The following is a 25,648-nucleotide window of genomic DNA, read 5'->3' on the forward strand; positions in this document are numbered from 1 at the left end:
GCCATCTTTATGAGTTCGCCTAGGCCGTCAGATCCGGCGTCCTTTGTCGGTACGCGGGTCCGCTCCTTGCGAACGGGATTCCGCCGCCTACTCTAGAACAACGAGCAGGACCCCAACCGTCGCGAAAGCAGCCACCGCCTGTACCGTGGTCACAGGACGCCGCTCGATCTTTAAAACGTGAACCGCCAGGAACGACGCTATGACTACTTCTGACACATTTATCAAAGCTACGCGCGCGGCAGGGATATGGCTGAGCGCTGCGAATTGAATGATTTGGCCGAGCGCCACGCACCCTGCGCCGACGGCGCTCCATCGGCTGTGCGACCGCCATGGCGCCTTCAGAACGGTACGGTAGGACGGGCTGAAGAGGCTCATCGAGCAATAGAACAGCAAAGCGGCGATGGCTCCGATCAATGAGCCTAGATATGGGTCGTTGATCAACTGAATGCCCGACTTCCTGACGATGTAGCTCAGGGCATACGAAAGCGCGCACGCTAGGCCGAACGCATAGCCCAAGGTCGCTCCTCCCGGCTTCGGCTGTCCTTCGGGTGAGGTTGGCTGCAACCAGCTGTGGCCCACGAGAATCAGGACGGTGAATCCGATCAGGACCATCCCTCCGATGCCGGTGCCGGAGAGCGTCTCCCCTAGCAGTATCCACGCCAGGAGAACGGAGAAGAACGGCGTGAGCCGCCGGACCGTCGAAGCGCGTACGACCCCGAGATGCTCCAGTGACTTGTGGAGCGTCAGCCTTCCTATCGCCGTTGCCAGTAGCCCCGCCACACTGAAGTAAAATACCGCGCTCACGACCTCCGCCGTCAGCCAATCCGAAACAGAGGCCCCGAGGAAAAGCCACGCCAGGAGCGAGAGGCCCGCGGTGAACAGTACCGACAACAAGACGCTGGCCCGGGCGTTCGTATCCCGTGCGCTTATGACGATGGCGACGCTTCCGAGGGCGTAGGCGACGGAAGACGCGAGCGCTAGCAGCTCACCGGTCATCTGAGGTACCCGAAGATCGCGATTGCATGCTCCTTTCGCGCCAGGGCCTCTCCGATCGAACGCATCCTAGGGCTAGGTTGCCGCATGACCGAAACGAGCGCTGCGATCGTGCTCCGCACTGAAAAAGGTGTCCCGCTCCGCCTCTCAGATGGCCTTCCGGCTGCGCGTTCTGATGTGGACGTTCTTTTCCTGCGTGAAAGCCAGAAGCTCTTCCAGGGACTCTTCCTTCCCCAGGCCGGACTGCTTATACCCGCCGAATGACGCGCCGAGAAAATGCTTGCTCGTCTCGTTCACCCAGACGTATCCGGCCTCGACGGCGGCTATGAGACGATGGGCCGTGCCCAGGTCGTCGGTCCAAATCGAGCAGGTTAGGCCATAGTCGACGGCGTTGACCTCCGCGAGCATCTCGGCTTCGTCGGACCAGGGAAAGACGGACAGGACAGGTCCGAAGATCTCCTCCCGCGCGATGGACATCGATGGCTTCACGTCGGCGAATACAGTCGGATTGAAGTAGAAGCCGTCTGCGAGCCTGGGATCCTGGGGCACGTCGCCGCCGCAAATCAGCCTCGCTCCGTCCCGCTTAGCGCTTTCGATGTACGATCTTACCCTGTCGTGCTGCCTCCGGTTGATAAGAGCGCCCATGTTGGTAAACGGATCCGTCGGAAGGCCGGGTTTGTACGCCGAAGCGAAAGTCCCCACTTCGCGGAGGACCGCGTCGTAAATGCTCCGGTGAACGAAAGCGCGGCTGGTGGAGCCGCATGATTGCGAACACCAGGTGAAGTTCATGCCGCTTACAACGGCCTTCGCTATTTCCGTCGGATCACAATCGGCACATGCGATGAGCGCGTTCTTCCCGCCGAGTTCCAGAAGCACCGGTTTTACGGTATCCGCCGCGGCCCGCATGACGGCTTTGCCGGTAGGCACGCTGCCAACGAGCGCTACCATCGCTATCCCAGGATGGCTCGAAAGAGCCGCACCCGCTTCCGCCCCCCCCGGAACGATGTTCAAGACACCGGGAGGGAGCAACCCGTCGAATAGCTCTGCCATGCGAAGCGACGAAAGGGGGGCTTGCTCGGCCGGCTTCATGATCACCGCGTTCCCCGCTGCCAGAGGTGCCGCCGACTTTCCCGCGACGAACATGAACGGATGGTTGAACGGTACGATGCGGGCCACCACGCCGCGCGGCTCCCTGAGGGAATAGACGACACCGTCCGGCCCGATCGGCATCGAGTAGCCCTTCATCTCGGAGACCAAGCCGGCAAAAAAGTCGAGCTGGGCCGCCGCATAGGCGGCATCGGCGAGCATTTCGGTGACGGGGTTTCCGCAGTCAACCGCGTCCAGATATGCGAGTTCCCTCGCGTTCTGCGTGATTACGCCGGCCATCTTCCTGAGGAGCTTAGACCTCTCTACAGGCTTCACTTCCCGCCATGCTGCGAAGCCCGCGCTGGCAGCGGCTACCGCCCGGTCGATATCCTCGCTCCCCGCCTCGCCCACCGTTCCCAGGGACACTCCGTTCCCAGGGCTGTGTATCTCTATGTATTTGCCGCTCGCGGGGCCGTGCCATCTGCCACCGTAATATAGCTCACGGTGCTCGGGAAGGCCGAACTCGTTGGGGTAGTGAGTCATAGACTGCGCTCCGTTTAATCCTGTCTTCGTGAAGGGCTTTTCCGGCTTCCCGATCGGTTGCTCCTACTGTCTCGCGGTTTCGAAGACGTCACCCGAGAGGAGCCCAACGCGTACGGCGGGGCCGCCCCGTCAGCTGTAGTTGGATATGAAAGAATGCAGCGCCCTTGAGAACGAGGCGGGATCTTCACGGTACACGTAGTGTCCGCACCTATTGAAGATTCGTAGCTCAGTGTTTCTCTGGCGACGCATGAACATTTCGATGAGCACCTTTCCGTTGCGCAGACCCGCGGTCGGATCGTTGTAGCCCCACGTGATGAACGTCGGACATGGCATTCCTTCCGTGACCAGCCATCGATGGAGATCAGTCCTCATCAGGCGGAGCTGGGGGGTGAAATAGCGATCCTCCAGTCCGTCTTCGAGCATTTTCGCGCGCGCCGTCTGGTAGCTCTCGCTGTGGTATACGGTCATGCATTCGTCGAGCAGGTCTTCCGAGACGGTTCGCGGGTTGTAGCTGTACCTCTCGTAGACCGCACGGACGGCGGCGCGCGGAGAGCTTTGCGGCAGGCGGTCAAACACCAAGAGATTTCGTGCGGTGCCCGGTGAAAGCGTACCGCTGGACACGCAGGTGGCCGTTGCGACCAGCTCCGGATATTCCTTGGTCAGACTGGTGATGAGCAACCCACCCCGGGAGTGCCCGACGAGATGGTAAGGCCCCCGTCCGAGCTTCTGGAGGAATCGCGCCGCATGGCTTACGGACGCTTCCATCGTGTAATCCTGGTCGCGCAGCGGATTCTCGGTCATCCCCTGCCCTAGTCTGTCCACCGCGATGACGTTCATGTGCCTCCGCAGGGTGCAGAATGTCGGCTCCCAGGCCACACAGCTTCCGGCGTCGTTGCTCGCGAAATGCCCTCCGTGGAAGAACGCGACCGGAGCGCCGCTGCCCTGATCGAAATAGCGCGTCCGCACGCCGTCCACATCGAGCCAACCGGCCTCTCCCATGCGTCCGTTGGAGTGCCGGAAGTCATCGTCCTCGGGAGATACCTTATGCGCCATTTCGTGTGTCCTCTATGAAATCCGATAACACCCGCGCAAACTCGCAGGGTTTTTCCCTGAAGGGATAGTGGCCGGAATGGCCGACGGCATGCAGCTGTACGCGCCCTTCCCGTTTGGCAAGCAGGGCGTAGAGGTCAAACGCCTGATTAATCGGGCAGCTGGGGTCGCCGTGTCCCCAGATGAGCATGGTCGGGCGGTTAACCGCGTTTGCGCCAAGGTGGGCGAACGTCTTTTCCTTGACCGCAAGCACGCTCGTCTGGAAGACGTTCTCGTACTGCCCGGTTCCAAACATAATTGCGGCCGCTTCCGCGTATTTCGGCTGCGACATCATAGACAATCTGCGGTGCGGGAAAGTGCCCGTCGCGTGAGTGGCGTCCACCGACATCACGGCGGTCGCCCAAGCGGCGTGCCGCGGCTCTCCTTCCGGATACGGGTTTTCCGACAGCACCAACTCGTTCAAGCCCGCTTCAGGTGCTGCTGCGTTGGAGTTGATTACGGTCAGTGAGCGGACGAGTTCCGGTGCGTCGATAGCCACACGCAGCGCTAGAAGACCTGCGAGACCGTGACCGACGATGTGGACCGGAGCTACGTCGAGCGATTTTATCGCGTCGACGACGTGCTCGAGGATGCCGTCGAACGAGTAGTCCGCTCGGTTCCGGGGGTTTTCCGTCCACCCTTGCCCCAGGCGGTCGATCGCGATGAGCCGATAGCGCGTCGCCAGCGGCCGGAACACCGGAAGCCATACGTCGCCGCCGTCTGCGAAAACGGGGTCACCGGGCACGCCGTCATGCAGCAGGAGGATCGGCTCGCCGCTCCCGGCGGACAGGTACCGCGTCCGAACCCCGGCGGCGGAGACGTACGCATCAGGAATGTCGAGATCTTGTGTTGTATCCATGGGTGTTTCCTGTGTCAGCCGATGGTCATCAAAGCATGAACAAGACGAGCTCCGGGAACGTCGCCATCAGCAGCATTGCGAACAGAAATATCGCCACGAACGGGATACTCGCCTTGTATAGTTCGCCCAGCTTGACGTCCCCGATGACGCCCTGCATGACGAACAGCGTATAGCCCACTGGAGGCACAATCCCGCCCAGGGTCATATTGATTAGGAACAGCGTCCAGAAAAGGACCGGGTCGATCTGCAGCGGAGCCAGAAGCGGCAGGTAGACTGGGATAAGGATCAGCATGGCCGCCACTTCGTCAAGCACCATGCAAATCACAAAGGGTACCGCCATCAGCAGCAACAGCATCAGCGATGGATGCAGTTCCAGTCCGGCCATAAAGCGATTGATCGCGACCCCGGCACCGCTGAATGCAAGAAGCTGCGAGAAAAGCTGCGAAGAGAGCATTATCGCCAGCACCATCCCGGTGATCCGTGCAGTGGACCTGAACGCTTCGCAGAGCGTCGGCAGATTGAGCTTGCCGAACATTGCCGCCACCACCATAGCGCCGAGAACGCCCGCCACGGCGGACTCAGTCGGCGTGGCTATTCCGAGCGAGATGCTTCCGATCACGCCCCCGATTACGAATGTGAACGGCAACAGATTGAACAGGGCGATTGCGACCTCTCGGCGGCTGGGTCTGCGGTGGTCCGTTTCAGGAGGAGCGATCTCGGGGTTGAGGCCGATACGCGCGTAGACGTAAGCCAGCATGAGAAACGCGATCAGTAGTCCCGGCACCACACCGGCCACAAACAGGTCCCGTACGGAAACCTGCGCGATTGTTGCTATGATGATTGCCAGAACGCTCGGCGGGATGATCGGGGCTAGGCATGCCCCACCCATTATGACACCAAGCGACATTCTCTGGTCGTAGCCACGCTCCCGCATCGCAGGGTACACTGTGCGGGACAGCATCGCCGAGCTCGCCATCTGCGAGCCCGACAGTGTTGCAAGAATGGTGGAGACGATGACCGCGAGTATGAACTGACGTCCTCGCAGTCTTCCGACCAGCTTGTCGGCAGAGTTCACTAAAGCCCCGATGGCGTTCGCGCGGTATAACATCTCGCCCATCAGCACGAAGAGCGGAAGCGCGAGCAAAGTAGCGGATGTGGCAGTCGAGGCCATGCTGTTGACGAACAAACTGATCCCCGTGTACCCCATCAGGAAGTACAGCGCGCCAAGGTTGCAGAGTAGGAATGCCGCGTAGATCGGCATTCCCATAAGGAACAGGATCAAAAGCGCCCCGGCCATCAAGGCAAGTGTTGTGGTAGGATCCATGCAATTATCCTTCGATGGCCTGCTGCGTTTTCTGGTTTGTGATCGACCGCCACGCATGCAACCCACCGCTGAGGCTGAGGCCGTAGAACATCACGGCAAGAATGATCCACTTGGGTATCGGCGCGGCGGCCAGCGTTTCAGTTCCGGAAGCGTACTGGCGCTTCATAATCATCCAGCAGAGGTAGGCGACGATGATGCAGGTGACGGCCGCAATACCTTCGACTATTCGAGCGAAATTCGCCGCCCGCTCTTCTCCCACGAGATCGAGTACAACCCGGATCGAGATATGCGATCCCTTGGCGGTCAACTCCGGGATCGCGAAGAATACCACCACGCAAAGCAGATAGCTGGAATAGTCGGGGACCCAGACCAGCGGGTGACCGAGGAAGTATCGGGAGACAAGTTCGCACGTGGTGATGAAGAAGATGACCCCGATGGCGAAGGCACCAATGTCATTGCTTGCCCCGCACAACCGATAAATCATCGCTCGGTCACTTTTCATAAGAGTACTGCCTCCGTCATTCCGGCTCAGTGTGCTGATTGGGTGGACGCGCGATACCTAACGATCGGGACGCGGACCATCGGGCGCGGCGCGCCGGCGAAACGGTTTCGGCGGCGTCAGGTACGTTGTGTGTTCTTGCTGGTTGGGGTGGTCTGTAGCCAAAGCCGAGGCTTAGTGGGCGAGGCCCTTGGCCACTGCGGTCTCGCGGATGAACTTCACCTGTTCCGGGCTCTTTTGGGCTCCCAGATCCATAACGCCAGTAAACCATGCCGCCTTCAGCTTTTGCTGTGCGTCGGGCGTCAATTCGGTGATGGTCATCCCCTCCTTCAGAAGCCGCTGGTGATCCTGGTTGGAGAGATCGGTAAATTGCTGCACCGCCGACTTCTCATACTTCGCTGCAACCTCGGAAAGTAGCTTCTGACGTTCAGGATCCAGGCCCCTCCACTTGTCCAGCGACATTAGGAGGAGATATCCGGACTGGCCGAATGTCGGCCTCTGGATATATTTTGCGACGTTGAACCAGTTGTTCGCCGCGACGCCGATCGTCGTCCATCCGGCACCGTCTATGACGCCTTTTTCCAATGCCGAAAAGATCTCGCCCCCGGGGAGCACGACTGGAGAGCCTCCGAGAGCCTTGATGCTTGGATGATAGACCGGGGAACCCCTGAGACGTAACCCGGCGAACGCGTTTGGTCCGAGTGGCTTTTTCAGGATGAATTGGTAGCCGTTGGGGTCGATGAAAAGTGCTAGGACCTTGATCCCAATCTTCTGGTACTCGGTGTCGATATAGGTCCACAGCCCGCTCTGCCTGATGGCATCGGTTCCCCCCGACATACCGTCGAGCGTCAGTCCCAGTCCTGAGATGTTCGAGTGATAGGCACCGTTGGTGAAGAGAATGTCCAACGCTCCGTTCTCGACGGCCTCGAATTGCTCGAATGGTGGCACCGTCTCTGGCCCGACCCGAGTGAACGTCAACTTTCCATCCGAAGCTTTGGCGACTTCCTTGGTGTAAGCGTCGAGTACACGCCCGACGACGGGATAACTGTCGTCCCATGAACTCAGGACGCGAAGTTCCTGTGACGTGGCCGTCTGCGCAGTCGCGAATAAGGCAATAGCCGCCAGAAGACCTGCTAGTGTAGATTTCATCCGTTCCTCCCATGGAAACCTGTCGCATCGTGCCATCTGGCGCGACCGCGAAAGTCGAGTAGATGCAAGACGTCAGGTGATACAGATACTACTGAGGGGGGCCGTCGTGGGGAAATGGTGCAGGTGCATGAAGCGAATGCACCGCATCGATCAGCGGGATGGTTACCCGCATTGAAACCCTCTGCTAGAACCTTGCCGTTCGAGTGCCTGGGCCGTTCCGCTGCAAGAGCCCCACCCGACATTGATGACGCGACGAGTATTTCTAGCGCCGTGCTCCGAAGAGAAACTGGAGGAATAGATGAAGCAACTGGAAGCTGACTACGTCATCGTCGGCGCGGGATCCGCTGGCTGCGCGCTGGCCTACCGGCTGTCGGAAAATCCGGCGAATACGGTGGTGCTTCTGGAGGCAGGCGGGTGGGACTGGAATCCCTGGATACACATACCTCTCGGCTGGCCGCGTATTTTGATGAAGCGCATGAATGATTGGATGTACTTCTCGGAAGACGAGAAGGAAATCGGCGGACGTCTGATAGAATGCGCTCGTGGCAGGGTCGTGGGAGGATCGTCATCCATCAACGCGATGGGATACGTCCGCGGACATAGCGGTGACTATGATCGGTGGGCTTCGCTCGGCCTGAGCGACTGGTCGTACGAACGGGTACTTCCCTACTTCCGCCGCCAGGAAACGTGGGAGGGCGGAGAGGACCGGTATCGTGGCGGCTCGGGACCGCTAAACACCCAATTTTCGAGATACGATGACCCGCTCAGGGAGGTCTTCACGACTGCTGGTCTTTGCGCCGGCTACACGTATACGAGCGACTATAACGGTGCCGAGCAGGAAGGGTTCGGGGAGTTTCAGGCCACTATCAAGGATGGACGCCGGTGCAGCACAGCCGTGGCCTACCTCCGGCCGGCCCTCCGCCGCAAGAACCTGCGCCTCTTGATCAAGTCGGTCGCTCGCAAGTTGATACTGCAGGGCCCGCGTGCGGTCGGGGTGGAGTTCGAAAAGAACGGCGAAGTGAGCGTCGTGCGCGCCTCTAAGGAGGTCATTTGCTGCGGCGGGGTCATCAACAGCCCGCAGCTCCTGAACCTTTCGGGCATCGGAGACCCTAGTGACTTAAAGGAACTCGGCATCGATACCTCGATCGCTTTGCGGGGGGTCGGTAAGAACCTTCAGGACCACATCTCGGTGGCGGTATCGTATCGGCGAAAGTACTCCGGACCGCTTCACAACCAGATGCGGGTCGACCGGATCGCCGCCCAGCTCGGGAACGCTTACTTCCGCGGCGCGGGCATAGCGACCGACCTTCCAAGCGGCGGGATGGCGTTCCTGAGGAGCTCGCCGGACGTCGACCTGCCGGACATTCAGATGATCCCTGTCGCGGCACCAATGACGGCGGCACCGTACCTTAGGCCATTCAGAGAGCCCTACGTTGATGGCTTCGCGTTGCGTGCGATCCTCCTCCGCCCGGAGAGCCGCGGCACCGTCAAACTGGCTTCCGCCAATCCACTAGACGCACCCGTAATACGTCAAAACTTCCTGACAGCGGGGAACGACAGGCATCTTCTTCGCAAAGGCCTCAGAATGGCACGCGACATCGGGCGACAGGGGCCGATGTCACGTTTTGTGGAGCGCGAGTTAGCGCCCCACGGCTATTCGGATGAAGAGATCGACGGGCATATCGATGCGACCGGTATCAGCGTGCACCACCCGTGCGGAACGTGCAAGATGGGGTTGGAGAACGATCCGATGGCGGTCGTCGATGCCGAATTAAGAGTATTCGGCGTTGACGGGCTGCGCGTCGTCGATGCGTCGGTGATGCCCGATTTGATTGGCGGCAACATCAATGCCACAGCCATTATGATCGCCGAGAAGGCTGCGGATTTAATAAATCGGTCGCCCGTTCGTTAGTTTTGAACCGGCGTCCGGCTTTCCGACGTCGTCGCGACCTCTCCCAGATGTGAGCCGACACCGCCAGCTCCGGAGCGTCGTCCGGCGCTTCCTGGTGGGCCGCCGGGCGCTGACACGAACGCGGCTGGCGGCCTACCCCGGACCGCTACGGTATCCACTTTCCGAACGAGAGCTTATGGATTGGATGCATCCGGGAAATGGTCGCCGCCAATTTAACAAGGATGGGCGGCTCGCATATCAGGGACGTGGAAACCGACAACAGTGCACGCCGAACACCTGGGCGGCCATCGACTACGGGAGAGGACGACATGTACAAGTATGTACTAAAGATCACCTGCGGAACCAAACGCGGGATCGTGGCCGCGATTTCCGGCTTTCTCGCCGAGAATGGCTTCAACATCATCGACAGCTCGCAGTTCGACGACCTTGATACAGCCAAGTTCTTCATGCGGATAAGCTTCATATCCGAAGAAGGCGCGGATCGAAGTAAGCTGGAGCTGGAATTCCAGATCATAGCCGAGAAGTTCGAGATGGACTGGGAACTCCACGCAGCTGACGAGCGCATCAAGGTCCTCCTGATGGTGTCGCGCTTCGGCCATTGCCTGAACGACCTGCTCTACCGCTGGAAGATCGGGGGCCTGCCGATCGACATCGTCGGTGTGGTGTCCAACCACTTTGATTATCAGAAGCTCGTGGTGAACAACGACATCCCGTTTCACCACATCAAAGTGACTAAGGAGAACAAGCCTCAGGCCGAAGCAAGATTGATGGAATTGGTGGAGTCGAGCGGTACCGACCTCATCGTTCTGGCGCGCTACATGCAGGTGCTCTCCGACAACTTGTGCCAGAAGATGTCGGGCAGGATCATCAACATCCACCATTCCTTCCTGCCAAGCTTCAAGGGTGCCAACCCGTACAAGCAAGCCTATACACGCGGCGTGAAGCTGATCGGCGCCACGGCGCATTACGTCACCGCAGATCTCGACGAAGGTCCCATCATCGAACAGGACACGGTTCGGATAACTCACGCGCAGTCGGCGGAGGACTACGTGTCGCTTGGACGCGATGTCGAAAGTCAGGTGCTGGCACGCGCAATCCACGCCCACATTCACCATAGCACCTTCATCAACGGCAACAGGACGGTGGTATTTCCCGCCAGCCCCGGTTCCTACGCGTCGGAGCGCATGGGCTGATGGCTCCGAGGATCATCCGGGGCCGGGAGGTCGCGGCCTTTGTTCTAGGCGAGGTCAAGGCCGTGACGGCCGAACTTTCGCAAAGGCTGGGAGGGGCGCCCGGTTGGCGGTCGTGATCGTCAGGGAAGGCTCCGCCAGCCAAATCTATGTCGGTTCGCAGGTGAGAATGGCGGGAGAGTGAGGCTTCAGATCTGCCCACCATACCCGGTCCGCCGCGGCGTCGCAGCGCAACCTGCTCGACCTCATAAAGGTGCTGAACGAGGCGGAACTATTTATGGAACCCTCGTTCAACTGCCGTTGCCGGCGATCTCGACCCTGGTCCGACCAACCACTATCCCCGCCAAGGTGTCGACGGACTGAATGTGGTGAACGTGGGAACGCTCGCCCTCCGGAGACGTGACCGCCAGGCTACTGACCTGTACCCCAGCCGGCGCTATGAAGCTCCTAGAATGTGTCCAGGGGAAAGACCGATCCGGGTCGGCATGGCGCCGTCATCGGGTGCTCCAACCTCTGGAGAGCCGATGGCGCAACCTCTACTTCGCGCCAACGCGACCGTTGTCATCGCCCATTCTCGGACCAGAAGCCTTCCGGCCACCTGCCGGACAGTAGACATCCTCCTTGCGGCAGCGGGTCGCGCCGCAACGGTGAAACGCGACTGGGTAAACGCGGTGCGACCGTCGTCAACGTCGGCATAAACCAGCTTCCGGAGAACAGGGCAACGACCGCAGAGGACGTTGGTCAGAGACGTGGATTTCGCCTCCATGCAAGAAGTCGCGGGGGCGGTTACACCGGTTCCTGGCGGAGTGGGTCCGTCCGATGACGATCGCAATGCCAATCTCATCACGGCACAGCAGCGCAGAGAGCCTGCAGGCATAAGCAGACTGCGCCCTATCGATACGAAGCATATTCCCCATCGCGCCCGTGCATTTGCTAGATAGCGCTATCGAAGCGACTATCGAGCGCTTCCCATCACAACAGGGAAGAGGAGGAGGAGCAATGTTCAAATCGTTTACGAGGTTTTCTCGCCTTGCGGCCGTTACGTTCGCGGCGACAACCGCGGTCGCGGCCCTCGCAGCCCCGGGCGCTCGCGCGCAGGACTCGTGGCCGTCGAAGACAGTCAGGCTGGTCGTGCCTTATGCTGCGGGCGGACTTCCGGATACCACGGCAAGGATCATCGGCGAGAAGTTGCAGTCGATCATCGGCAAGTCCGTGATCGTTGAAAACAAACCGGGAGCCAGCGGTGGCGTCGCCGTCTCCACTTTGGCGTCGTCGCCCGCTGACGGGCACGTCGTGCTCCTTACCGAGGGGTCGATCAACTACAATGCATTGATCGTCGAGAACATCTCGTATGATCGAGCCGCTATAAGACCCGTCGTGCAGCTAGCGCGAGCTCCGCAGTTTCTGGCGATCAACGCGACACTTCCGGTAAACTCGCTGGAGGAATTCATTGCATACGTCCAAGGCGCGGGAAAAACCGTGAGCTACGGGTCCGCGGGATTCGGCAGTCCCCACCATCTGGCCATGGAGGCGGTCAAAGCGGGCCTCGGCCTCAACATGAAGCACGTGCCTTACAAGGGTAGCAGCGAAGCCGTGCCGGCGCTGGTCGGGGGACATGTAGACGCGCTGTGGTCGGCGTACCCGCCGATCGCGGGATTCGTGAAGAACAACGAGGTCAAGCTCGTGGCCATTAATTCACCTCAGCCGCTCGCGTCTGTTCCGGACGTGCCTCCGATGGCAAAATTGATCCCCGGCTTCGATACCTCGTCGATCCTCGGCCTGTATGTAGCTAAAGGCACTCCGGACGCAATTGTTTCGAAGATCGAAAAGGCGGCTCTGGAGGCCACTAGGGACCCCGCGGTCGCAGAGCGGCTCGCCACGGTGGGTATTCAGGCCGCCGGCGCTCCCAAAGCGGATTTCGCGAGCGCCTTGGAGCGGGAGTTCAAACACGTGCAGACGATCGTAACGAACCCAAGTTTTACGAAGAAGTAGACGCCCCGTTCCCGACGATACCATGGAGGTCCTGACCTATGAAAGCTCTTTCGATCGATGTCGCGGGTGGGCTCTGCCTGATCGCGCTCGCATCAATCGCGCTCTGGCTTCTCCGGGACCTCCCCCAGGGCACACTGGACAACATCGGCCCTGCCATGCTCCCGAGATGGATGGCAGTCGGGTTCGGTGCCATCGGGATCGGAATGTCAGTCAGGGGTCTCCGGCGGCCGGGCGAACGGCTGGGGAAAATCGGGCTAAGGAGTCCGATTTTCCTCGCGGGCGCTATCGTCTTCTTCGCCGCAACCATCAATCAGGTCGGCCTGGCTCTAGCCGGACCGCTGACGATGGTCATCGCGGGTCTCGCCTCGAGCAACACCCGGTGGCACGAACTACTGCTCTTTTCGCTGGTCATGACGGCGCTTTCGATAGCGCTCTTTCGTTACACGTTGAATGTGCAACTGCCGGTGCTGACGCTGCCTGGCCTAGTCTATCTTTGAGGCTCCCTTGGACCTACTCAAAAACTTCGAAATCGGCTTCTCCGAAGTCTTCGGTCTGGCGAGCGCGTCCCTGCCGCTGTTCGGCAGCGTCCCCCTTCCCTTAAACATTCTCTTCTGCTTCATCGGATGTTTCGTCGGAACACTGGTCGGGGTATTACCCGGCATCGGCCCGGTGGCTACGATCGCGATTCTGCTGCCGCTCACGTTCGGGCTCGATCCGACGGCAGCCTTGATCATGCTGGCAGGCATTTACTACGGCGCTCAATACGGCGGCTCCACCACGGCGATCCTGGTAAACATTCCAGGGGAAGGAGCCTCGATCGTCACGGCGATCGACGGGCACCAGATGGCCCGTCAAGGCCGCGCTGGGACCGCGCTTGGGATCGCCGCGCTGGGCTCCTTCTTCGCCGGCTGCGTCTCGACACTCGTGATCGCTGCCGTAGGAGCGCCCCTGTCCCGTTTCGGACTGGTTTTCGGTCCGACCGAGTATTTCTCGCTCATGATAATGGGACTTGTGTTCGCTATTACGCTGGCGGGAGGATCCGTTCTCAAGGCGGTCGCGATGATCATGCTCGGCATCCTCATCTCAAGCGTCGGCACTGACCTTGAAACCGGAGCCCAGAGGATGACGCTTGGCTCTCCATATCTTTACGAAGGCATAGACTTCGCTGTGCTTGCCATGGGCCTCTTCGGAATAGCCGAGATTCTGCGGAACGTTGAAAATCCCGACGTTCGCGACGTCGCCGCCAGAACGCTCGGAAGACTTCTCCCCGACCGCGATGATATAAGGCGTTCGGTCTACCCCATTGCACGCGGCACGATGATTGGATCCATCCTCGGCCTGCTGCCGGGCAACGGCGCGGTCCTCGGGCCATTCGCTTCCTATACCGTCGAGAAGCGCCTGGCGAAGGATCCGGAACGTTTCGGACACGGCGCCATAGAGGGAGTAGCAGGTCCAGAGGCGGCGAACAACGCCGGCGCGCAGACGTCCTTCATCCCGCTTCTTACGCTAGGCATTCCACCCAATGCCGTCATGGCTCTGATGGTGGGGGCCATGACGATACATGGGATCATCCCCGGACCACAGGTAATGACGAGCAACCCCGACCTCTTCTGGGGCCTCGTCGTGTCAATGTGGCTCGGCAATGCGATGCTGCTGGTCATCAACCTTCCGTTGATCGGCCTCTGGGTGAAACTCTTGAAGGTGCCATACAGGCTTCTTTACCCGGCCATTCTCATTTTCTGCTGCATCGGCATCTATTCCGTCAACACGTCGACGGCTGACCTGATGATCCTCGCGGTCTTCGCCATAGCTGGATATATCTTCGGAAAGCTAGGCTTCGAGGTCGCGCCACTTCTGCTTGGGGTGGTCCTCGGGAGGATGATGGAGGAGAACCTCCGCCGTGCGCTCATCCTGTCAGACGGAGACTTCTCCGTATTCATACGCAGTCCCATCAGTGCCGTCTTCCTCGTGCTCTCGGCGCTGCTGCTTGTGTTGATCCTTCAGCCTCGCGTCCGCAGCCGACGGGAAGAGGTCTTCGTCGGAGATGACTGATCTGCTTAGAAGGCTGCCGCGGGCATGCGGCTTAGTCCGCCTCGCTGGACCAGAGGTCCCAGGCCCGGTCGACCTGCCCCGAATTCGCCGCGTCACTGTTCCTGGCCTCTGCGGGATTCAGGAATACAACGTCCCCCAAAGCCGAGGCCGCGGCTTGTATTTCAGCGTTCGCCTGCGCATAGACGGCTCGAAACACAGCCGCTTGCAAAGAGGGCCCCACGATCGTCGCTCCGTGTCCGCGCATCAGCACGACGGCGTTTTTGTCCAGAGAGCGCGCCAGCGCGTCGCCGAGTGCAGCACTCGTGATCAGCATATTGCTTTCTTCGCCTGCACAGCTGCGTATTTCGAATCTCGGAACCTCTTCGGCGAGGAACCCGCTCATGTGCCAGATGGGACGAAGGCGCATCTTGGTGACACCGAACGGAATAAGTGCCTTGGAGTGGCTATGCACGATCGACATCACATCCGGACGGGCGCGATAGATGGAACCGTGGATAAAGCGTTCGAGATAGACTTTGGAGGTGGAGCCGTCGATGATGCGGCCATCGAGATCAAATTCGACGATGTCCTGCTCGGTGACGAGCGCAGGAGCCATGTTGCGGGACAGGTAAAAGCGCGTGGCGTCTTGAGCGGCCCTGACGCTGACGTGGCCGAAGGCGTCAACGACCCCTTTCGAATACAGAATCCTGTTGGCCAAGGCTAGCGCGGCTTTGTCTCGGTGCATTGTTATCCTCCTAGTTTCACGGCACTCTAACCCATGTCGCGCAGGCTCTTAAAATTGGTGGCTCAAATGACGTCTATGCATGCTGTCGATATCAACCGCCTCGACCTCAACCTGCTCAGGGTATTCGTGTCTCTCTATGAAACCCGAAGCGTTACTCTCGCAGCGGAGCGACTAGGGCTTCGCCAGTCTTCCATGAGCCACTCGCTCGGCCGCCTGAGGACTGCGTTCGGCGACCCTCTCTTCGTCCGCAGCACGGTCGGAATGCAGCCGACCCCGTACGCGCAGAAAATCGCTGCACCTATCCTCTCGGCTTTCAAAGCTTTGGATGCCACTCTTGCGGAGCCCGATGACTTCGATCCGGCACTCTCCACAAAGGTCTTCGACCTCGTGATGACGGACGTCTGCGAACTTATGTTTCTGCCCGCGCTCGTAGCTTTCTTCAGCAAAGCTGCGCCCACGGCCCGCCTGGTGATCCACCAGATGTCAAGGTCGAACTACCGCAGTGCACTCGAAGACGGCTCGGTAAACCTGGCGCTAGGTCAGTTACCCGAGGGTCATTCAGGATTCTATCAACGCCACCTTTTCGACGAGACTTTCGCCTGTGCAATGCGGCCCGATCACCCGCTGCGTGAGAACCTGACTTTAGAGGCGTTTCTGGGAGCAGAGCACGCCGCCATCGGCTCCCCCGCGACCTGTGAGGTCTTGTTGAAACGGACTTTGGGACAGAGAGCACAAGAGCGGAACATACGCCTACACGTCCCGCACTACATGGTCGTCCCGTTCGTCGTGGCGCAGAGCGACTTGCTCGCGGTTCTGCCACGGACGGTCAGCCGGACTTATCAGCAGGAAGGGCTTCTTATCGAACGGCCACTTCCGTTTGATATGCAAACTGTTGTCACCAGGCAATTCTGGCACGAGCGGACCCACAACGATCCCGCCTGGAAGTGGCTGCGCATGGCGATAGCCGAGCTTTTCTCGCCGCGCCCCGGTGTGCCCCGGGACGCGGAGCACGCCGCGGTCGGCCCATCAACGGAGTTGCTGGCCCGGGGTCGTTCGGCCATGATCAACAGAGATGGAGGAGAAGCGCACGCCTGACTGGAAGTTCCCGCGTGCTTTCCCAGCTTTAAGGCGAAGTGATGCGGCGGACGTCCGGCTTGAAGGGAAGCTCTACCACTTCCGCACGTACCTCGCGCTGCGCCTCCCCGCGGTTTCCCCAGACGATGGTAACGATTCCGCCGGCCTCGGCATGCTCCCGCGGAAGATGACCGAGCGATATCATGCTTCTGAGATAAGGGCTGTAGACGCGCGAGGTCGAGCAACCGATCACGTTTCCGCTACTCAAGACCTTGTCCACCGAGAGGCCCAGGAACCGCGGCAAGTCCATCGGGGAAACGATGGGGCCCTCCTCGAACAGCGTCGCATATACGTCAAGAAGGTCTTTCTTGTTCCAGATCAGTCCCATGAGCCGCCGCGCCGGGCCTCCGGCACGCTGTTCAGCGGCGAGCGCGTCGCGGCCGATGAAATCGTGACTGTCGAGCGAGACCTGCCGGAAGAAATTTACTTCCGAGGGAGTACGGAAGAGCAGACTCGAGTCATCAAGTTCGTAGCTGCCGAGGATGCGGGATCGGGCGGTCGGAGGGATTAGCGGCGCACCCGGTGTGTTGACCGCCGCTGAAATGAAGTCGCGATCATTCGTCGCGATCCCCGCCTCAACGTGGGAGACGATCTGCGATCGGACGCCCAGCTGCTTGATGCCATGCGCCGCGCCAGCAGCGACTACCTTCGACCACACGAGGTTGCCGAAACGCGTGGATCCGTGCAGTTCGTATCCCAGCTCGCCTGTTATGCCCGTCCGCACAATCCTGACCTCGACGTCCCCCAGCTCGACGAGGAATGAATCATTGAATCGCAGGCTGCCGAGATCGCTTGCGAACACTTCTTCCAGAATCACCCTCGACATAGGTCCCTGCACGGAGAAAACAAAGTGCTCGGCACTTTCGATCTCGGCGTCGACGTTCCATTTTCCCTGCTTAAGCTGATGGAAAGCCCAATAGGCGCTGTTACCGGTGTAGAGGAAGTCTTCCTCTCCGACCCGGTAGAGGAGCCCCTGCGACGCGATCTTCCCAGCTTCGTTCACTTGAACGTGGTGCTTCGCCTGATTGATGCCGAACTTCTGAAGATTGTTCGTTCCTATAAAGCTCAGGAATTTTAGCGCGTCAGCCCCGCGGAACCTGATCTTAACGATACCGCTCCAGTCCCCGATGTAGGCAGTGTCGTGGAAGGATCGGGCTTCTTCAAGCCAACTCGTGTATTCCCAAGGTAACCAGATTGGTGCCCACGACCAAAGCATCCTGCTGCTGTTGGCGGCGTCCTGCGCGGCAGCCGCTGAACTGAACAGCGGAGTGCGCTCGAGGTAGAAACCCTTTTGGGGGTCTGTTGCCGCGCTCCAGTCCTGCTTGTATCGCTCCACATCCAGCAGCGGATGCTGCTCCGCTGCAGGCATCTCCCGTCTTGTTGTGCTGTTAGCAACCATACCCAATGCTTCTCCGACTATTAGTTTTTGCTTTGGGAAGGTTAGTTGGAAGAACCACCGCTAACAAATGAAGGCGGGACATGTCTCGAATGCACCGGATCAATGTGCGTACCCCTGCGCAGAAACAGGCGCGGAAACACTTGGCTGCGAGCACCCCTATAGCGCGACACTTAAATCGACATTTAGGATGCCGCACGAATGGCGCTTGCCAGCCATTGGCTACCTTGTAACCATGATGTACCAAGACTTTGGATTTTGGGAAATTCGTGTATTCCGGTCTAACGGCCCGCCGCGCCTGACACCGGTTTGCGGCTTGCTCCTGAGAAATCACAGATCCGCTCCACCAGAACTTGGAGCGCGTCAACCACGGGTACAAAGCCATCCGCGGCGTCGGCGATCGTGGAGAACTCCGTGCAGCCGATGAGCAAGTGCCTTGCTCCCTTTCGGACGCATTCGGTGGCAGCATTTGCCAGCGCTGCTCGTGCATGCGAGCTGGAAGGCCCCACCGACTTGACTGCTCGAATTGCATCGACCATGGAGGCCCGGTTATCCGGATAGATCGCGCGCAATCCATAGGGCCTGAAAGCCTTGTCAAAGACACCGATTTTCTCAGCTGCGGGCGAAGCCAGGACTCCCACTTTGCCACCAATGGAACATTGTAGTGAGATGGCTTCGCCAACCAGATCGATCATATTGAGGAATGGTATCTGGACAGATGCGGTTACTTGGTCAACGAAATAGTGCGCCGTGTTGCACGGCATTGCCAGTGCTTCAGCTCCTGCAACTTCGAGCCGCCGAGCCATCTGGCCTAGCACACGCCCAGGGTCTTCGCCTCGTCCAGACAATACGTAGTCTAGCCGCGAAGAAATTTGCGAGTTCATGTCGATTAGCAAAGGGATGTGTTGAGCGTCATCGGCTGCATCGACTATGTCGATTAGGCGCTGCTGGAGGAGAACAGTCGCTTGGGGCCCCATTCCGCCTAGGATGCCGACACGCCGCAACTTGGAGCTGGATAGTTTCGGTTCCATCAGTGATTGAGGATCTTGGAGAGGAATTCCCTCGCGCGTTCGCTTCTGGGATGACTAAAAAACTCCTCGGTGGCCCTGTCCTCGACGATCTTGCCCGCGTCCATAAAGATCACCCGATCGGCCACTTTCCGGGCAAACCCCATTTCGTGCGTAACCACCATCATCGTCATTCCTTCTCTGGCCAGTTCGACCATAACTTCCAAGACTTCGCGGATCATTTCGGGATCAAGCGCGGAGGTCGGCTCATCGAAAAGCATGGCAACCGGATCCATCGCCAGCGCCCGGCTGATCGCCACGCGCTGTTGCTGACCGCCGGAGAGCTGTGCGGGGTACTTGTCAATGTGGCTGAGAAGCCCCACGCGGCGAAGTAGTACTTCAGCCTTTGCGTGGGCTTCCTCAGGTGAACGACCAAGCGCCTTTCGTGGACCCAGACACAGGTTCTCCTTTACGGTCATATGCGGATAAAGCTCGAAATGCTGGAAAACCATCCCGATGCGTGTGCGCAACTTCGTCAGGTCAGCGCCCTTTTTGGTGACGTCCGATCCTTCCACGTGAATTCGTCCGTCCTGAACAGGTTCTAGTCCATTGACAGTCTTGATCAGAGTGGACTTACCGGAACCTGAGGGACCGCAGACGACGACGACTTCGCCCTTCGCGATACTGGTGGAACACTCACTGAGAACCTGGAAATTGCCGTACCATTTTGTACTGGTTATCGATGGTATATCCATATTTAATGGCTTGATCGTGATTTCTGATCCTCATGAGTATATTTCGATATCGGGATGATGGGATATTCTATACGTGCTGAGCCGGCGGTTATGCACCTTTATCGGATCGGCGTTGCACTCTTAGCCAACGTCAATTTCCGGGCGGCACGGAGACATGCCTGCCGATCGGATACTAAGCAGGTCAGTGGTTCGCCGGAACCGATGTTAGGGTGGTCCTCCTGCCTACTCGATGCTGCTGGCGGCCCGATAATCCTTTGTTAAAAATCAGCTCCTATTTCCGCTCGCCCTTGGCACTGGTGCCGAGAGCTATGGAATGCAAGCATGCCAAAACACGATATTGCCTCACGTCATTTTCAACGAAAGATCTCGGAATTCTGCGACGCCCGCATCGCGCCAATCGCTCCGAAACGGGTGCTGGAGAATATCAGACCCTACCTGATCAGCCTCATCATCTACCGGAAGTCCCCGCCGCTTTTAAACGGCCGGATCGACTGGACAACGGTTGCAGACGCTTGCGGAATTGAGACCGAACTGACAGCCGAGTTGAAAAAGCGGCTCCGTCCTGGCCTGGACGCCATCATCCGATGGCTCGGCACGCCGGCTTTGGAAGAAGGTCCTGCATCCGAGCCGAAAACTAAACCGGCTCGACCCGCTCGCCGCTCACCGGTGCCGGCGACATCGTCCACTCGCAAGCCTCAACGAATGGGCAGCGACGGGACGCCGGTTCAATCTGCGTCGCCTCAGCGAGGCCCGCAGCCAAAACCAATCCAGGAGTTTCCTGAGCCGCTGTTTGAAGCGACGGACAATCCGGAATCCTTCCAGGACGCGCTCGTCTATCATATGCGCCGGTTTGGAGACAGCTATTGGCAGCTATACCGCGCCATCATTCGCCTCGGTGAAACCTTCGACGACAAAACCCTGCTCTCCTGGATCCAGGCTGGCCGAACGCCAAGATCCATTGCCAGCTTCGAAATCCTTTCCCGCATCGAGCGGCGCTACCAACTGCGACAAGGATATTTCAAAGAAAAGCTGCCGCATCCGTCGCGATCGCTCTACGGTCACAAGCTCGCCGATATCAGCCCCGCTGAACGACGAAGGCTGGCTTGGCACCTGCCAGACGACTTTGGCAGCCTGTCATTCTCGAAGCGCGAGGAAATCCTCGATTGGGTCCGGCGGGTCATCGTCTCCGGCTCAACTGATTATCGCCGCTATCAGGCGGCGGCGAGTAAGCAACGTTATGCCATCCGCTTTCCCGGCGTCACTTATGGCGGAGGATCTTTGTCTCCGCGATCATCCCTTCTCGCCGGCGGCACGAGTAAGAGTGCGGATGTTTCATTCGAGGATCCCGACCTGCTGTCCGGCGTGGTCGACGCGCCGCCGCGGCTGGCGATGGAGATGGCGGACCTGATCCGCTTCAAGACTTCGACGCTGACGGCGGTCGGTTTCCAGCGCAACGGCGTCTGGGGTGAAGAAACGGCGTCGCAGAAGGTGGAGCATCTCGGACTAATGTTCGGCGCGCTCGCCGCTTCACCTGCCGGCGTCGTCAGAGGCCGCGGTGTGCCGCTCAGCCAGTTGACCTTCGGCTTGCTGATCTTTCCAGGCGTCTGGGACTGGTATCTGCAATGGCGTGAGCAGCGGCGCGGCTTTTACACCAAGTGGGAGGAGGACATGCTGATGGTGGCGCAAGCCCTCACTCGTGCAGAGGTGGGCTGGATCCGCCAGCATCCGGAGCTTCTGAAGAATGTGAGGCCGATCGAGGGCCTCATCGCACCAGAGGAAATCGAATTTGCCACCCGCGACTGGCACGGCGCCTGTGATGCTTTCCATCGCCATGCGGCCAATCGTTCGAAGGAAGTCCAGAGGGTGATGCGCGTGCATCGCGATCCATTTGAGGCGATCATGGTGATCCTGGAAGCGGAAAGCCCGCTGGCGGAATATCGCAAGATCACCGATGAGATCTTGATGCGTATGCCAGACGAAGACCGCTATCCGCGGCCGGCTGCGGAAGCTGTGCGCTCCTTCCTGATGCTTCGGCTCGGATTGCATCTGGGACTTCGGCAGAAGAACCTTCGCCAGCTTCGCCTCTGCCCGCGAGGACACTTCCCGACCTCCGAGCGCCGGTTGGAAGACATGAAGTGCGGGGAATTGCGGTGGAACGACCGGGAGCGTGGCTGGGAAGTGCTGATCCCGTCGATTGCCTTCAAGAACTCCGGCTCGTCCTTCTTTGGACAAAAGCCCTTCCGGCTGATCCTGCCGGACCTGCTCGACCTCTACAAATACCTAGAGGCCTATATCGACCGGCATCGCGGCGTGCTGCTCGGCAGTGCAAAGGATCCGGGCACGTTCTTCGTGAAAACGGTGAAGACAACCAGTTACGACGCGGCCTATGACTCGACAAAGTTCTATGAGGCGTGGAGGACGATCATCCAGCGCTATGGCATCTACAACCCCTACACCGGTCGCGGCGCCATCAAGGGCCTGCTGCCGCACGGGCCGCATAATCTGCGGGATATCCTGGCGACGCACATCTTGAAGCAAACCGGATCCTATGAGCAAGCAAGCTACGCGATCCAGGACACACCGGATGTGGTGCAAGAGCATTACGGGCGCTTCCTGCCGCAAGACAAGGCGGCGCTTGCGGCAAAGATCCTCAACCAGGTTTGGGAAGCAGCCTGATGTGGAGGTGGCGGTGCGGTGACCGCATCGCCAACGCCCATTTCACCGGGGGTTTTCAGTTATTGCAGTTACAGGCCTGGCACATTATGTTAGTAGCCAAGGAGACTTTGCCATGGCCAGTCAAATCGTTCATTTCGCCGGATTGTCGGATCGCGACCGCGAGACAGCTTCGCCTTTGCCGAAGCTGTCCGCGGGCGACAGGATGGAACTTCATGTTCGTCACGAAGGCGGTACAGAACAGACGCTTAAAATCCCTCCCACGGCCGCGGCGGCAGTTGAAGCGCTTCTGGCGCATATGTTGCGCGGCGAACGCGTCGCTGTGCTGGCCGAAGACCAGGAGCTCAGCCCGACCGAGGCATCGGCGGTTCTGGGCATCTCGCGTCCACTCGTCGTCCTGCGTATGGACCGGGGCGATCTGCCATTCCGCTATGTCGGCAAACACCGCCGTGCCTTGCTCAAGGATGTGCTCGCGCTAAAATTCAGGCTGGACGGTCGGCAGGCTGCGATGGATTCGCTTGCCGAAGACACCGAGGATCTTGTTGAGACTCATGGCCTCTAAACCGCCCGTCGCGGTCTATGATGCCTGCGTCCTCTATCCATTCCACCTGCGCAATGTCCTCATCCAGTGTGCTTTCGACGGCCTCGTCGAGGCGCGGTGGACCGACGATATCCATGAAGAATGGATACGCAATCTTGCCGCTAACACGCCTTCGTTGCCCATCGAACGCCTATTAGCCACACGCGACAGGATGAAGGCCGTGCTACCGGAAGCGCAAGTGGGAAACTACCGCCCTCTGGTCACCGACCTTGAGCTACCAGACCCCGACGATCGGCATGTTCTGGCAGCCGCCATCGCCGGGAAAGCATCCGTCATCGTCACTTGGAACCTGAAAGATTTTCCAGCACCAAACCTCCGCCCCTACGGTGTGATCAGCCAGTCACCCGATGATTTTTTGTTCGAACTCCATGCCGCGTTTCCCGATGCGTTGATCTCCAGCGTCAAAAGTGCACGGCACAATCTGCGCAAGACGGCGCCGTCCATCGAAACGTTTGTGGGCGCGCTTGAGCAAGGCGGGTTGAAGAAATTTTCGGCCATTCTTCGTCGCAATATCACCAAGCTGAAGTGACCGTGAGGACGAGCGCAGCACAACGACTAAAACATCCTGTACGCAGCAGACAATTTATTCTTCCTCGCTCTCCGCCTCAGCCGAGAGCGGCTCATTCTGAACCTCCTTCCGGCTGAGCAACCCCGCATCCTCGAGCGCTTCGACGTTGGCAAGATCACGCAGCGTCTCCATTCCGAATGCGGAGGGGAAGTATGGAGTGGTCACATAGGTGTAAGGTGCGCCTGGCGTCGGACTGCGCGGTCCGGAAGCAATGAAGCTGGAACCCCGGAGCGCTGCGATGATATCGCGGCTGACCTCCTTGCCGAACATTTTGCTCAGCTCGCCGCGGGTGACGGGCTGGAAATATCCCACCGCCATCAGGACCATCACCTCGAACCCCGACAGCGCCGCGGCCCCTCCCCGCGTCGGCGCCGACGAGGCGCGGATCGTCTCTCCAAAGCACGGTCGGGTGCGATACTGCCCATGCGGATCGGAGCGGATCAGATCGCGGAGTGATTTCAGGGCAATGCCGGCGGCAAAGGCAGCATCCGCCTCGCCGCCATCCTGGGGATGCGCGGTCGCCCGGCCCGGCACGGGCGGCACGGCCGCGAGCAGAACCGCGACGGTGAAAGGGAGCGGGAGCACGGGTTCATGCCGAGCATCATCTTTTGCTTGAGCGGTTTATCGCACCAATTTCCGCCAAAACCGCACGCCATGTCTGCTCAGATAAACGAACGATAAACTTCCATTATCGTTCGTTTCTGTCATTATAGAGAAATGCGCCAAATCATCGAACAAAACAGCGAAATTTCCGTCGAGCCGAGCTCCGCTCCGTCTCTCAGCACGGCCGCCGACGGTGACATTTCCGCGCCGCAGGCGTCGGCCGGCATCTCGACGGACAACGCCGGCCTCCCCTCCCCTCTTCCGGAAGCCAGTACCGTATTGCCCGCTCATCTGGAGCAGCTCGCCGATCTGGCGCGCGATTATGTCGAGGCCGCGAGCTCACCGAACACCCGCAAAGCCTATGCCTCCGACTGGAAGCATTTTTCCGGATGGTGCCGCCGGCAAGGGCTGGAGATCCTGCCGCCCAGCCCACATACCGTCGGCCTCTACATCACCGCGTGTGCCGGTGGCAGTGACGCCGCCTCGGGTTCGGCAATCGCCGGCAGCAAGCCAAATTCGGTCACGACGATCGAGCGGCGGCTCTCCGCGATCACCTGGAACTATGCGCAGCGCGGGCTCCCGCTCGACCGCAAGGATCGCCATATCGCCACCGTGCTCGCCGGCATCCGCAACACCCATGCCGCCCCGCCCCGGCAGAAGGAAGCAGTGCTGCCCGAACACCTGATCGCCATGCTGGAGACGCTCCCGCGCGGCACCTTGCGGGGCTTGCGCGATCGGGCCATGCTGCTGATCGGCTTTGCCGGTGGGCTGCGGCGCTCCGAGATCGTAGGGCTTGACGTCGGCCGCGACCAGACGAAGGACAGCCGCGGCTGGATCGAGATCCTCGACAAGGGCATGGTGGTTACGGTCCGGGGAAAACGCGGTTGGCGTAAAGTGGAAATCGGTCGCGGCTCCTTGGACGCCACCTGCCCCGTCGTCGCACTGCAGACGTGGCTCAACCTTGCAAGGATTGCGCACGGCCCCCTCTTCCGGCGGGTTACCGGTCAAGGCAAGGATGTCGGCCCCGAGCGATTGCTCGATCAGGAAGTGGCGCGCCTCGTCAAGAAGGCGGCATCGGCCGCCGGCGTGCGCCCCGACCTCACCGAGACCGAGCGCGCGGAAAAATTCTCAGGCCACTCGCTGCGTGCCGGCCTTGCCTCCTCGGCCGAGGTCGACGAGCGTTACGTTCAGAAGCAGCTCGGTCACGCTTCTGCCGAGATGACCCGAAAATATCAGCGGCGGCGGGATCGGTTTCGGGTGAATCTCACCAAGGCGTCGGGGCTCTGATCGTCGCCCCCTCCCCCGGCCTGTGTGAGACGCTAACCCCTCTACCTCGGCTGGCACCACTAGGTTGGATCGACATTCAGGATTCTGAACCGCCCCGGCTTGGCCGGAGACCCCAACTCGTGAGAAGTAGGGTCTATGACAAGCAAGACGACGAACAAATTCTCTCCTGAAGTCCGCGCCCGCGCCGTTCGGATGGTGACGGAGCATGAAGC

The 25,648-nt window shown here is 59.7% G+C and carries 22 protein-coding genes and 1 pseudogene; 11 read left to right on the plus strand and 12 right to left on the minus strand.

Features of this window, described 5'->3' with window-relative positions; translation table 11 throughout:
• Positions 1–87 precede the first annotated feature (87 nt).
• The 7 genes from C5J24_RS13155 to dctP all read right to left on the minus strand — a co-directional run bounded on the left by C5J24_RS13155 (position 88) and on the right by dctP (position 7,542).
• The gene (locus C5J24_RS13155) at positions 88–996 is read right to left on the minus strand and encodes a DMT family transporter (RefSeq protein WP_105418339.1); all 909 of its coding nucleotides are present in this window, start codon (positions 994–996) and stop codon (positions 88–90) included.
• A gap of 144 nt (positions 997–1,140) precedes the next feature.
• Entirely contained in the window at positions 1,141–2,622 is a 1,482-nt protein-coding gene (locus tag C5J24_RS13160; protein WP_105418341.1) for an aldehyde dehydrogenase family protein, read from the minus strand.
• A gap of 129 nt (positions 2,623–2,751) precedes the next feature.
• Positions 2,752–3,675 (minus strand): alpha/beta fold hydrolase, encoded by a 924-nt coding sequence (locus tag C5J24_RS13165; RefSeq protein WP_105418343.1) that lies wholly within the window; start codon positions 3,673–3,675, stop codon positions 2,752–2,754.
• Positions 3,665–4,570, minus strand: a complete 906-nt coding sequence (locus C5J24_RS13170; RefSeq protein WP_105418345.1) for an alpha/beta fold hydrolase — start codon at positions 4,568–4,570, stop codon at positions 3,665–3,667. Before C5J24_RS13170 ends, C5J24_RS13165 begins: the two co-directional genes overlap by 11 nt.
• A gap of 28 nt (positions 4,571–4,598) precedes the next feature.
• Positions 4,599–5,894, minus strand: a complete 1,296-nt coding sequence (locus C5J24_RS13175) for a TRAP transporter large permease (protein WP_172723949.1) — start codon at positions 5,892–5,894, stop codon at positions 4,599–4,601.
• A 4-nt stretch (positions 5,895–5,898) separates the two neighbouring features.
• A complete protein-coding gene (locus C5J24_RS13180; RefSeq protein ID WP_105418349.1) occupies positions 5,899–6,396 on the minus strand; it encodes a TRAP transporter small permease in 498 nt (165 codons plus the stop codon).
• A 171-nt stretch (positions 6,397–6,567) separates the two neighbouring features.
• On the minus strand, positions 6,568–7,542 hold the full coding sequence (gene dctP / locus C5J24_RS13185) for a TRAP transporter substrate-binding protein DctP (RefSeq protein ID WP_172723950.1): 975 nt from the start codon (positions 7,540–7,542) through the stop codon (positions 6,568–6,570).
• Positions 7,543–7,840: 298 nt separating this feature from the next.
• Here dctP and C5J24_RS13190 point away from each other — a divergent pair, with 298 nt between their 5' ends.
• The 6 genes and pseudogenes from C5J24_RS13190 to C5J24_RS13220 all read left to right on the plus strand — a co-directional run bounded on the left by C5J24_RS13190 (position 7,841) and on the right by C5J24_RS13220 (position 14,688).
• Positions 7,841–9,454 (plus strand): GMC family oxidoreductase, encoded by a 1,614-nt coding sequence (locus C5J24_RS13190; RefSeq protein WP_105418353.1) that lies wholly within the window; start codon positions 7,841–7,843, stop codon positions 9,452–9,454.
• Positions 9,455–9,762: 308 nt separating this feature from the next.
• Positions 9,763–10,647 carry a formyltetrahydrofolate deformylase gene (gene purU, locus C5J24_RS13195; RefSeq protein WP_105418355.1) on the plus strand — a complete coding sequence of 295 codons (885 nt, stop codon included), beginning with the start codon at positions 9,763–9,765 and terminating at the stop codon, positions 10,645–10,647.
• Between the two features lie 521 nt (positions 10,648–11,168).
• Positions 11,169–11,585 (plus strand): annotated as a pseudogene (locus C5J24_RS32665) (hypothetical protein).
• Positions 11,586–11,643: 58 nt separating this feature from the next.
• Positions 11,644–12,636: a tripartite tricarboxylate transporter substrate binding protein gene (locus C5J24_RS13210; RefSeq protein WP_105418362.1), complete on the plus strand. Its 993-nt coding sequence runs from the start codon at positions 11,644–11,646 to the stop codon at positions 12,634–12,636.
• 38 nt (positions 12,637–12,674) lie between these two features.
• A complete protein-coding gene (locus C5J24_RS13215; RefSeq protein WP_105418364.1) occupies positions 12,675–13,133 on the plus strand; it encodes a tripartite tricarboxylate transporter TctB family protein in 459 nt (152 codons plus the stop codon).
• A 55-nt stretch (positions 13,134–13,188) separates the two neighbouring features.
• Positions 13,189–14,688, plus strand: coding sequence for a tripartite tricarboxylate transporter permease (locus tag C5J24_RS13220; RefSeq protein WP_105418436.1), 1,500 nt, complete (start codon positions 13,189–13,191; stop codon positions 14,686–14,688).
• Positions 14,689–14,719: 31 nt separating this feature from the next.
• Here C5J24_RS13220 and C5J24_RS13225 read toward each other — a convergent pair whose 3' ends face one another.
• Positions 14,720–15,412: a class II aldolase/adducin family protein gene (locus C5J24_RS13225; protein ID WP_105418366.1), complete on the minus strand. Its 693-nt coding sequence runs from the start codon at positions 15,410–15,412 to the stop codon at positions 14,720–14,722.
• A 66-nt stretch (positions 15,413–15,478) separates the two neighbouring features.
• Here C5J24_RS13225 and C5J24_RS13230 point away from each other — a divergent pair, with 66 nt between their 5' ends.
• Positions 15,479–16,507 carry a LysR family transcriptional regulator gene (locus C5J24_RS13230; RefSeq protein WP_172723953.1) on the plus strand — a complete coding sequence of 343 codons (1,029 nt, stop codon included), beginning with the start codon at positions 15,479–15,481 and terminating at the stop codon, positions 16,505–16,507.
• Positions 16,508–16,535: 28 nt separating this feature from the next.
• Here C5J24_RS13230 and C5J24_RS13235 read toward each other — a convergent pair whose 3' ends face one another.
• The 3 genes from C5J24_RS13235 to C5J24_RS13245 all read right to left on the minus strand — a co-directional run bounded on the left by C5J24_RS13235 (position 16,536) and on the right by C5J24_RS13245 (position 19,704).
• Positions 16,536–17,915, minus strand: a complete 1,380-nt coding sequence (locus C5J24_RS13235; protein WP_172723954.1) for an aminomethyl transferase family protein — start codon at positions 17,913–17,915, stop codon at positions 16,536–16,538.
• A 308-nt stretch (positions 17,916–18,223) separates the two neighbouring features.
• Positions 18,224–18,973 carry an aspartate/glutamate racemase family protein gene (locus C5J24_RS13240; protein WP_105418372.1) on the minus strand — a complete coding sequence of 250 codons (750 nt, stop codon included), beginning with the start codon at positions 18,971–18,973 and terminating at the stop codon, positions 18,224–18,226.
• Positions 18,973–19,704 (minus strand): amino acid ABC transporter ATP-binding protein, encoded by a 732-nt coding sequence (locus tag C5J24_RS13245; protein WP_105418374.1) that lies wholly within the window; start codon positions 19,702–19,704, stop codon positions 18,973–18,975. Before C5J24_RS13245 ends, C5J24_RS13240 begins: the two co-directional genes overlap by 1 nt.
• A 321-nt stretch (positions 19,705–20,025) precedes the next feature.
• Here C5J24_RS13245 and C5J24_RS13250 point away from each other — a divergent pair, with 321 nt between their 5' ends.
• The 3 genes from C5J24_RS13250 (at position 20,026) to C5J24_RS13260 (ending at position 23,507) form a co-directional block, all read left to right on the plus strand.
• Positions 20,026–22,380: a hypothetical protein gene (locus tag C5J24_RS13250; protein ID WP_105418376.1), complete on the plus strand. Its 2,355-nt coding sequence runs from the start codon at positions 20,026–20,028 to the stop codon at positions 22,378–22,380.
• A gap of 112 nt (positions 22,381–22,492) precedes the next feature.
• Positions 22,493–22,939, plus strand: a complete 447-nt coding sequence (locus C5J24_RS13255; RefSeq protein ID WP_105418378.1) for a DNA-binding protein — start codon at positions 22,493–22,495, stop codon at positions 22,937–22,939.
• The gene (locus C5J24_RS13260; protein ID WP_105418380.1) at positions 22,929–23,507 is read left to right on the plus strand and encodes a PIN domain-containing protein; all 579 of its coding nucleotides are present in this window, start codon (positions 22,929–22,931) and stop codon (positions 23,505–23,507) included. The genes C5J24_RS13255 and C5J24_RS13260 overlap by 11 nt, the downstream gene beginning before the upstream one ends.
• 54 nt (positions 23,508–23,561) lie before the next feature.
• On the opposite strand, the gene C5J24_RS13265 is transcribed toward C5J24_RS13260, so the two are convergent.
• Entirely contained in the window at positions 23,562–24,131 is a 570-nt protein-coding gene (locus C5J24_RS13265) for an SMC-Scp complex subunit ScpB (RefSeq protein ID WP_105418382.1), read from the minus strand.
• 132 nt (positions 24,132–24,263) lie between these two features.
• On the opposite strand from C5J24_RS13265, the gene C5J24_RS13270 reads away from it, so the two are divergent.
• On the plus strand, positions 24,264–25,436 hold the full coding sequence (locus C5J24_RS13270; protein ID WP_105405445.1) for a site-specific integrase: 1,173 nt from the start codon (positions 24,264–24,266) through the stop codon (positions 25,434–25,436).
• Positions 25,437–25,648: the final 212 nt, after the last annotated feature.

The organism is Neorhizobium sp. T25_27, assembly GCF_002968565.1.
GTDB lineage: Bacteria > Pseudomonadota > Alphaproteobacteria > Rhizobiales > Rhizobiaceae > Neorhizobium > Neorhizobium tomejilense.

What these genes read in the sequence shown, in the direction of transcription:
- C5J24_RS13210 (WP_105418362.1), top strand. Translation starts at nt 11,644, where the DNA reads ATGTTCAAATCGTTTACGAGGTTTTCTCGCCTTGCGGCCGTTACGTTC.
- C5J24_RS13175 (WP_172723949.1), bottom strand. Translation starts at nt 5,894, where the DNA reads ATGGATCCTACCACAACACTTGCCTTGATGGCCGGGGCGCTTTTGATC.
- C5J24_RS13260 (WP_105418380.1), top strand. Translation starts at nt 22,929, where the DNA reads ATGGCCTCTAAACCGCCCGTCGCGGTCTATGATGCCTGCGTCCTCTAT.
- C5J24_RS13230 (WP_172723953.1), top strand. Translation starts at nt 15,479, where the DNA reads ATGACGTCTATGCATGCTGTCGATATCAACCGCCTCGACCTCAACCTG.
- C5J24_RS13170 (WP_105418345.1), bottom strand. Translation starts at nt 4,570, where the DNA reads ATGGATACAACACAAGATCTCGACATTCCTGATGCGTACGTCTCCGCC.
- C5J24_RS13245 (WP_105418374.1), bottom strand. Translation starts at nt 19,704, where the DNA reads ATGGATATACCATCGATAACCAGTACAAAATGGTACGGCAATTTCCAG.
- C5J24_RS13155 (WP_105418339.1), bottom strand. Translation starts at nt 996, where the DNA reads ATGACCGGTGAGCTGCTAGCGCTCGCGTCTTCCGTCGCCTACGCCCTC.
- C5J24_RS13255 (WP_105418378.1), top strand. Translation starts at nt 22,493, where the DNA reads ATGGCCAGTCAAATCGTTCATTTCGCCGGATTGTCGGATCGCGACCGC.
- purU (WP_105418355.1), top strand. Translation starts at nt 9,763, where the DNA reads ATGTACAAGTATGTACTAAAGATCACCTGCGGAACCAAACGCGGGATC.
- C5J24_RS13240 (WP_105418372.1), bottom strand. Translation starts at nt 18,973, where the DNA reads ATGGAACCGAAACTATCCAGCTCCAAGTTGCGGCGTGTCGGCATCCTA.
- dctP (WP_172723950.1), bottom strand. Translation starts at nt 7,542, where the DNA reads ATGAAATCTACACTAGCAGGTCTTCTGGCGGCTATTGCCTTATTCGCG.
- C5J24_RS13180 (WP_105418349.1), bottom strand. Translation starts at nt 6,396, where the DNA reads ATGAAAAGTGACCGAGCGATGATTTATCGGTTGTGCGGGGCAAGCAAT.
- C5J24_RS13215 (WP_105418364.1), top strand. Translation starts at nt 12,675, where the DNA reads ATGAAAGCTCTTTCGATCGATGTCGCGGGTGGGCTCTGCCTGATCGCG.
- C5J24_RS13270 (WP_105405445.1), top strand. Translation starts at nt 24,264, where the DNA reads ATGCGCCAAATCATCGAACAAAACAGCGAAATTTCCGTCGAGCCGAGC.
- C5J24_RS13190 (WP_105418353.1), top strand. Translation starts at nt 7,841, where the DNA reads ATGAAGCAACTGGAAGCTGACTACGTCATCGTCGGCGCGGGATCCGCT.
- C5J24_RS13225 (WP_105418366.1), bottom strand. Translation starts at nt 15,412, where the DNA reads ATGCACCGAGACAAAGCCGCGCTAGCCTTGGCCAACAGGATTCTGTAT.
- C5J24_RS13235 (WP_172723954.1), bottom strand. Translation starts at nt 17,915, where the DNA reads ATGCCTGCAGCGGAGCAGCATCCGCTGCTGGATGTGGAGCGATACAAG.
- C5J24_RS13160 (WP_105418341.1), bottom strand. Translation starts at nt 2,622, where the DNA reads ATGACTCACTACCCCAACGAGTTCGGCCTTCCCGAGCACCGTGAGCTA.
- C5J24_RS13165 (WP_105418343.1), bottom strand. Translation starts at nt 3,675, where the DNA reads ATGGCGCATAAGGTATCTCCCGAGGACGATGACTTCCGGCACTCCAAC.
- C5J24_RS13250 (WP_105418376.1), top strand. Translation starts at nt 20,026, where the DNA reads ATGCCAAAACACGATATTGCCTCACGTCATTTTCAACGAAAGATCTCG.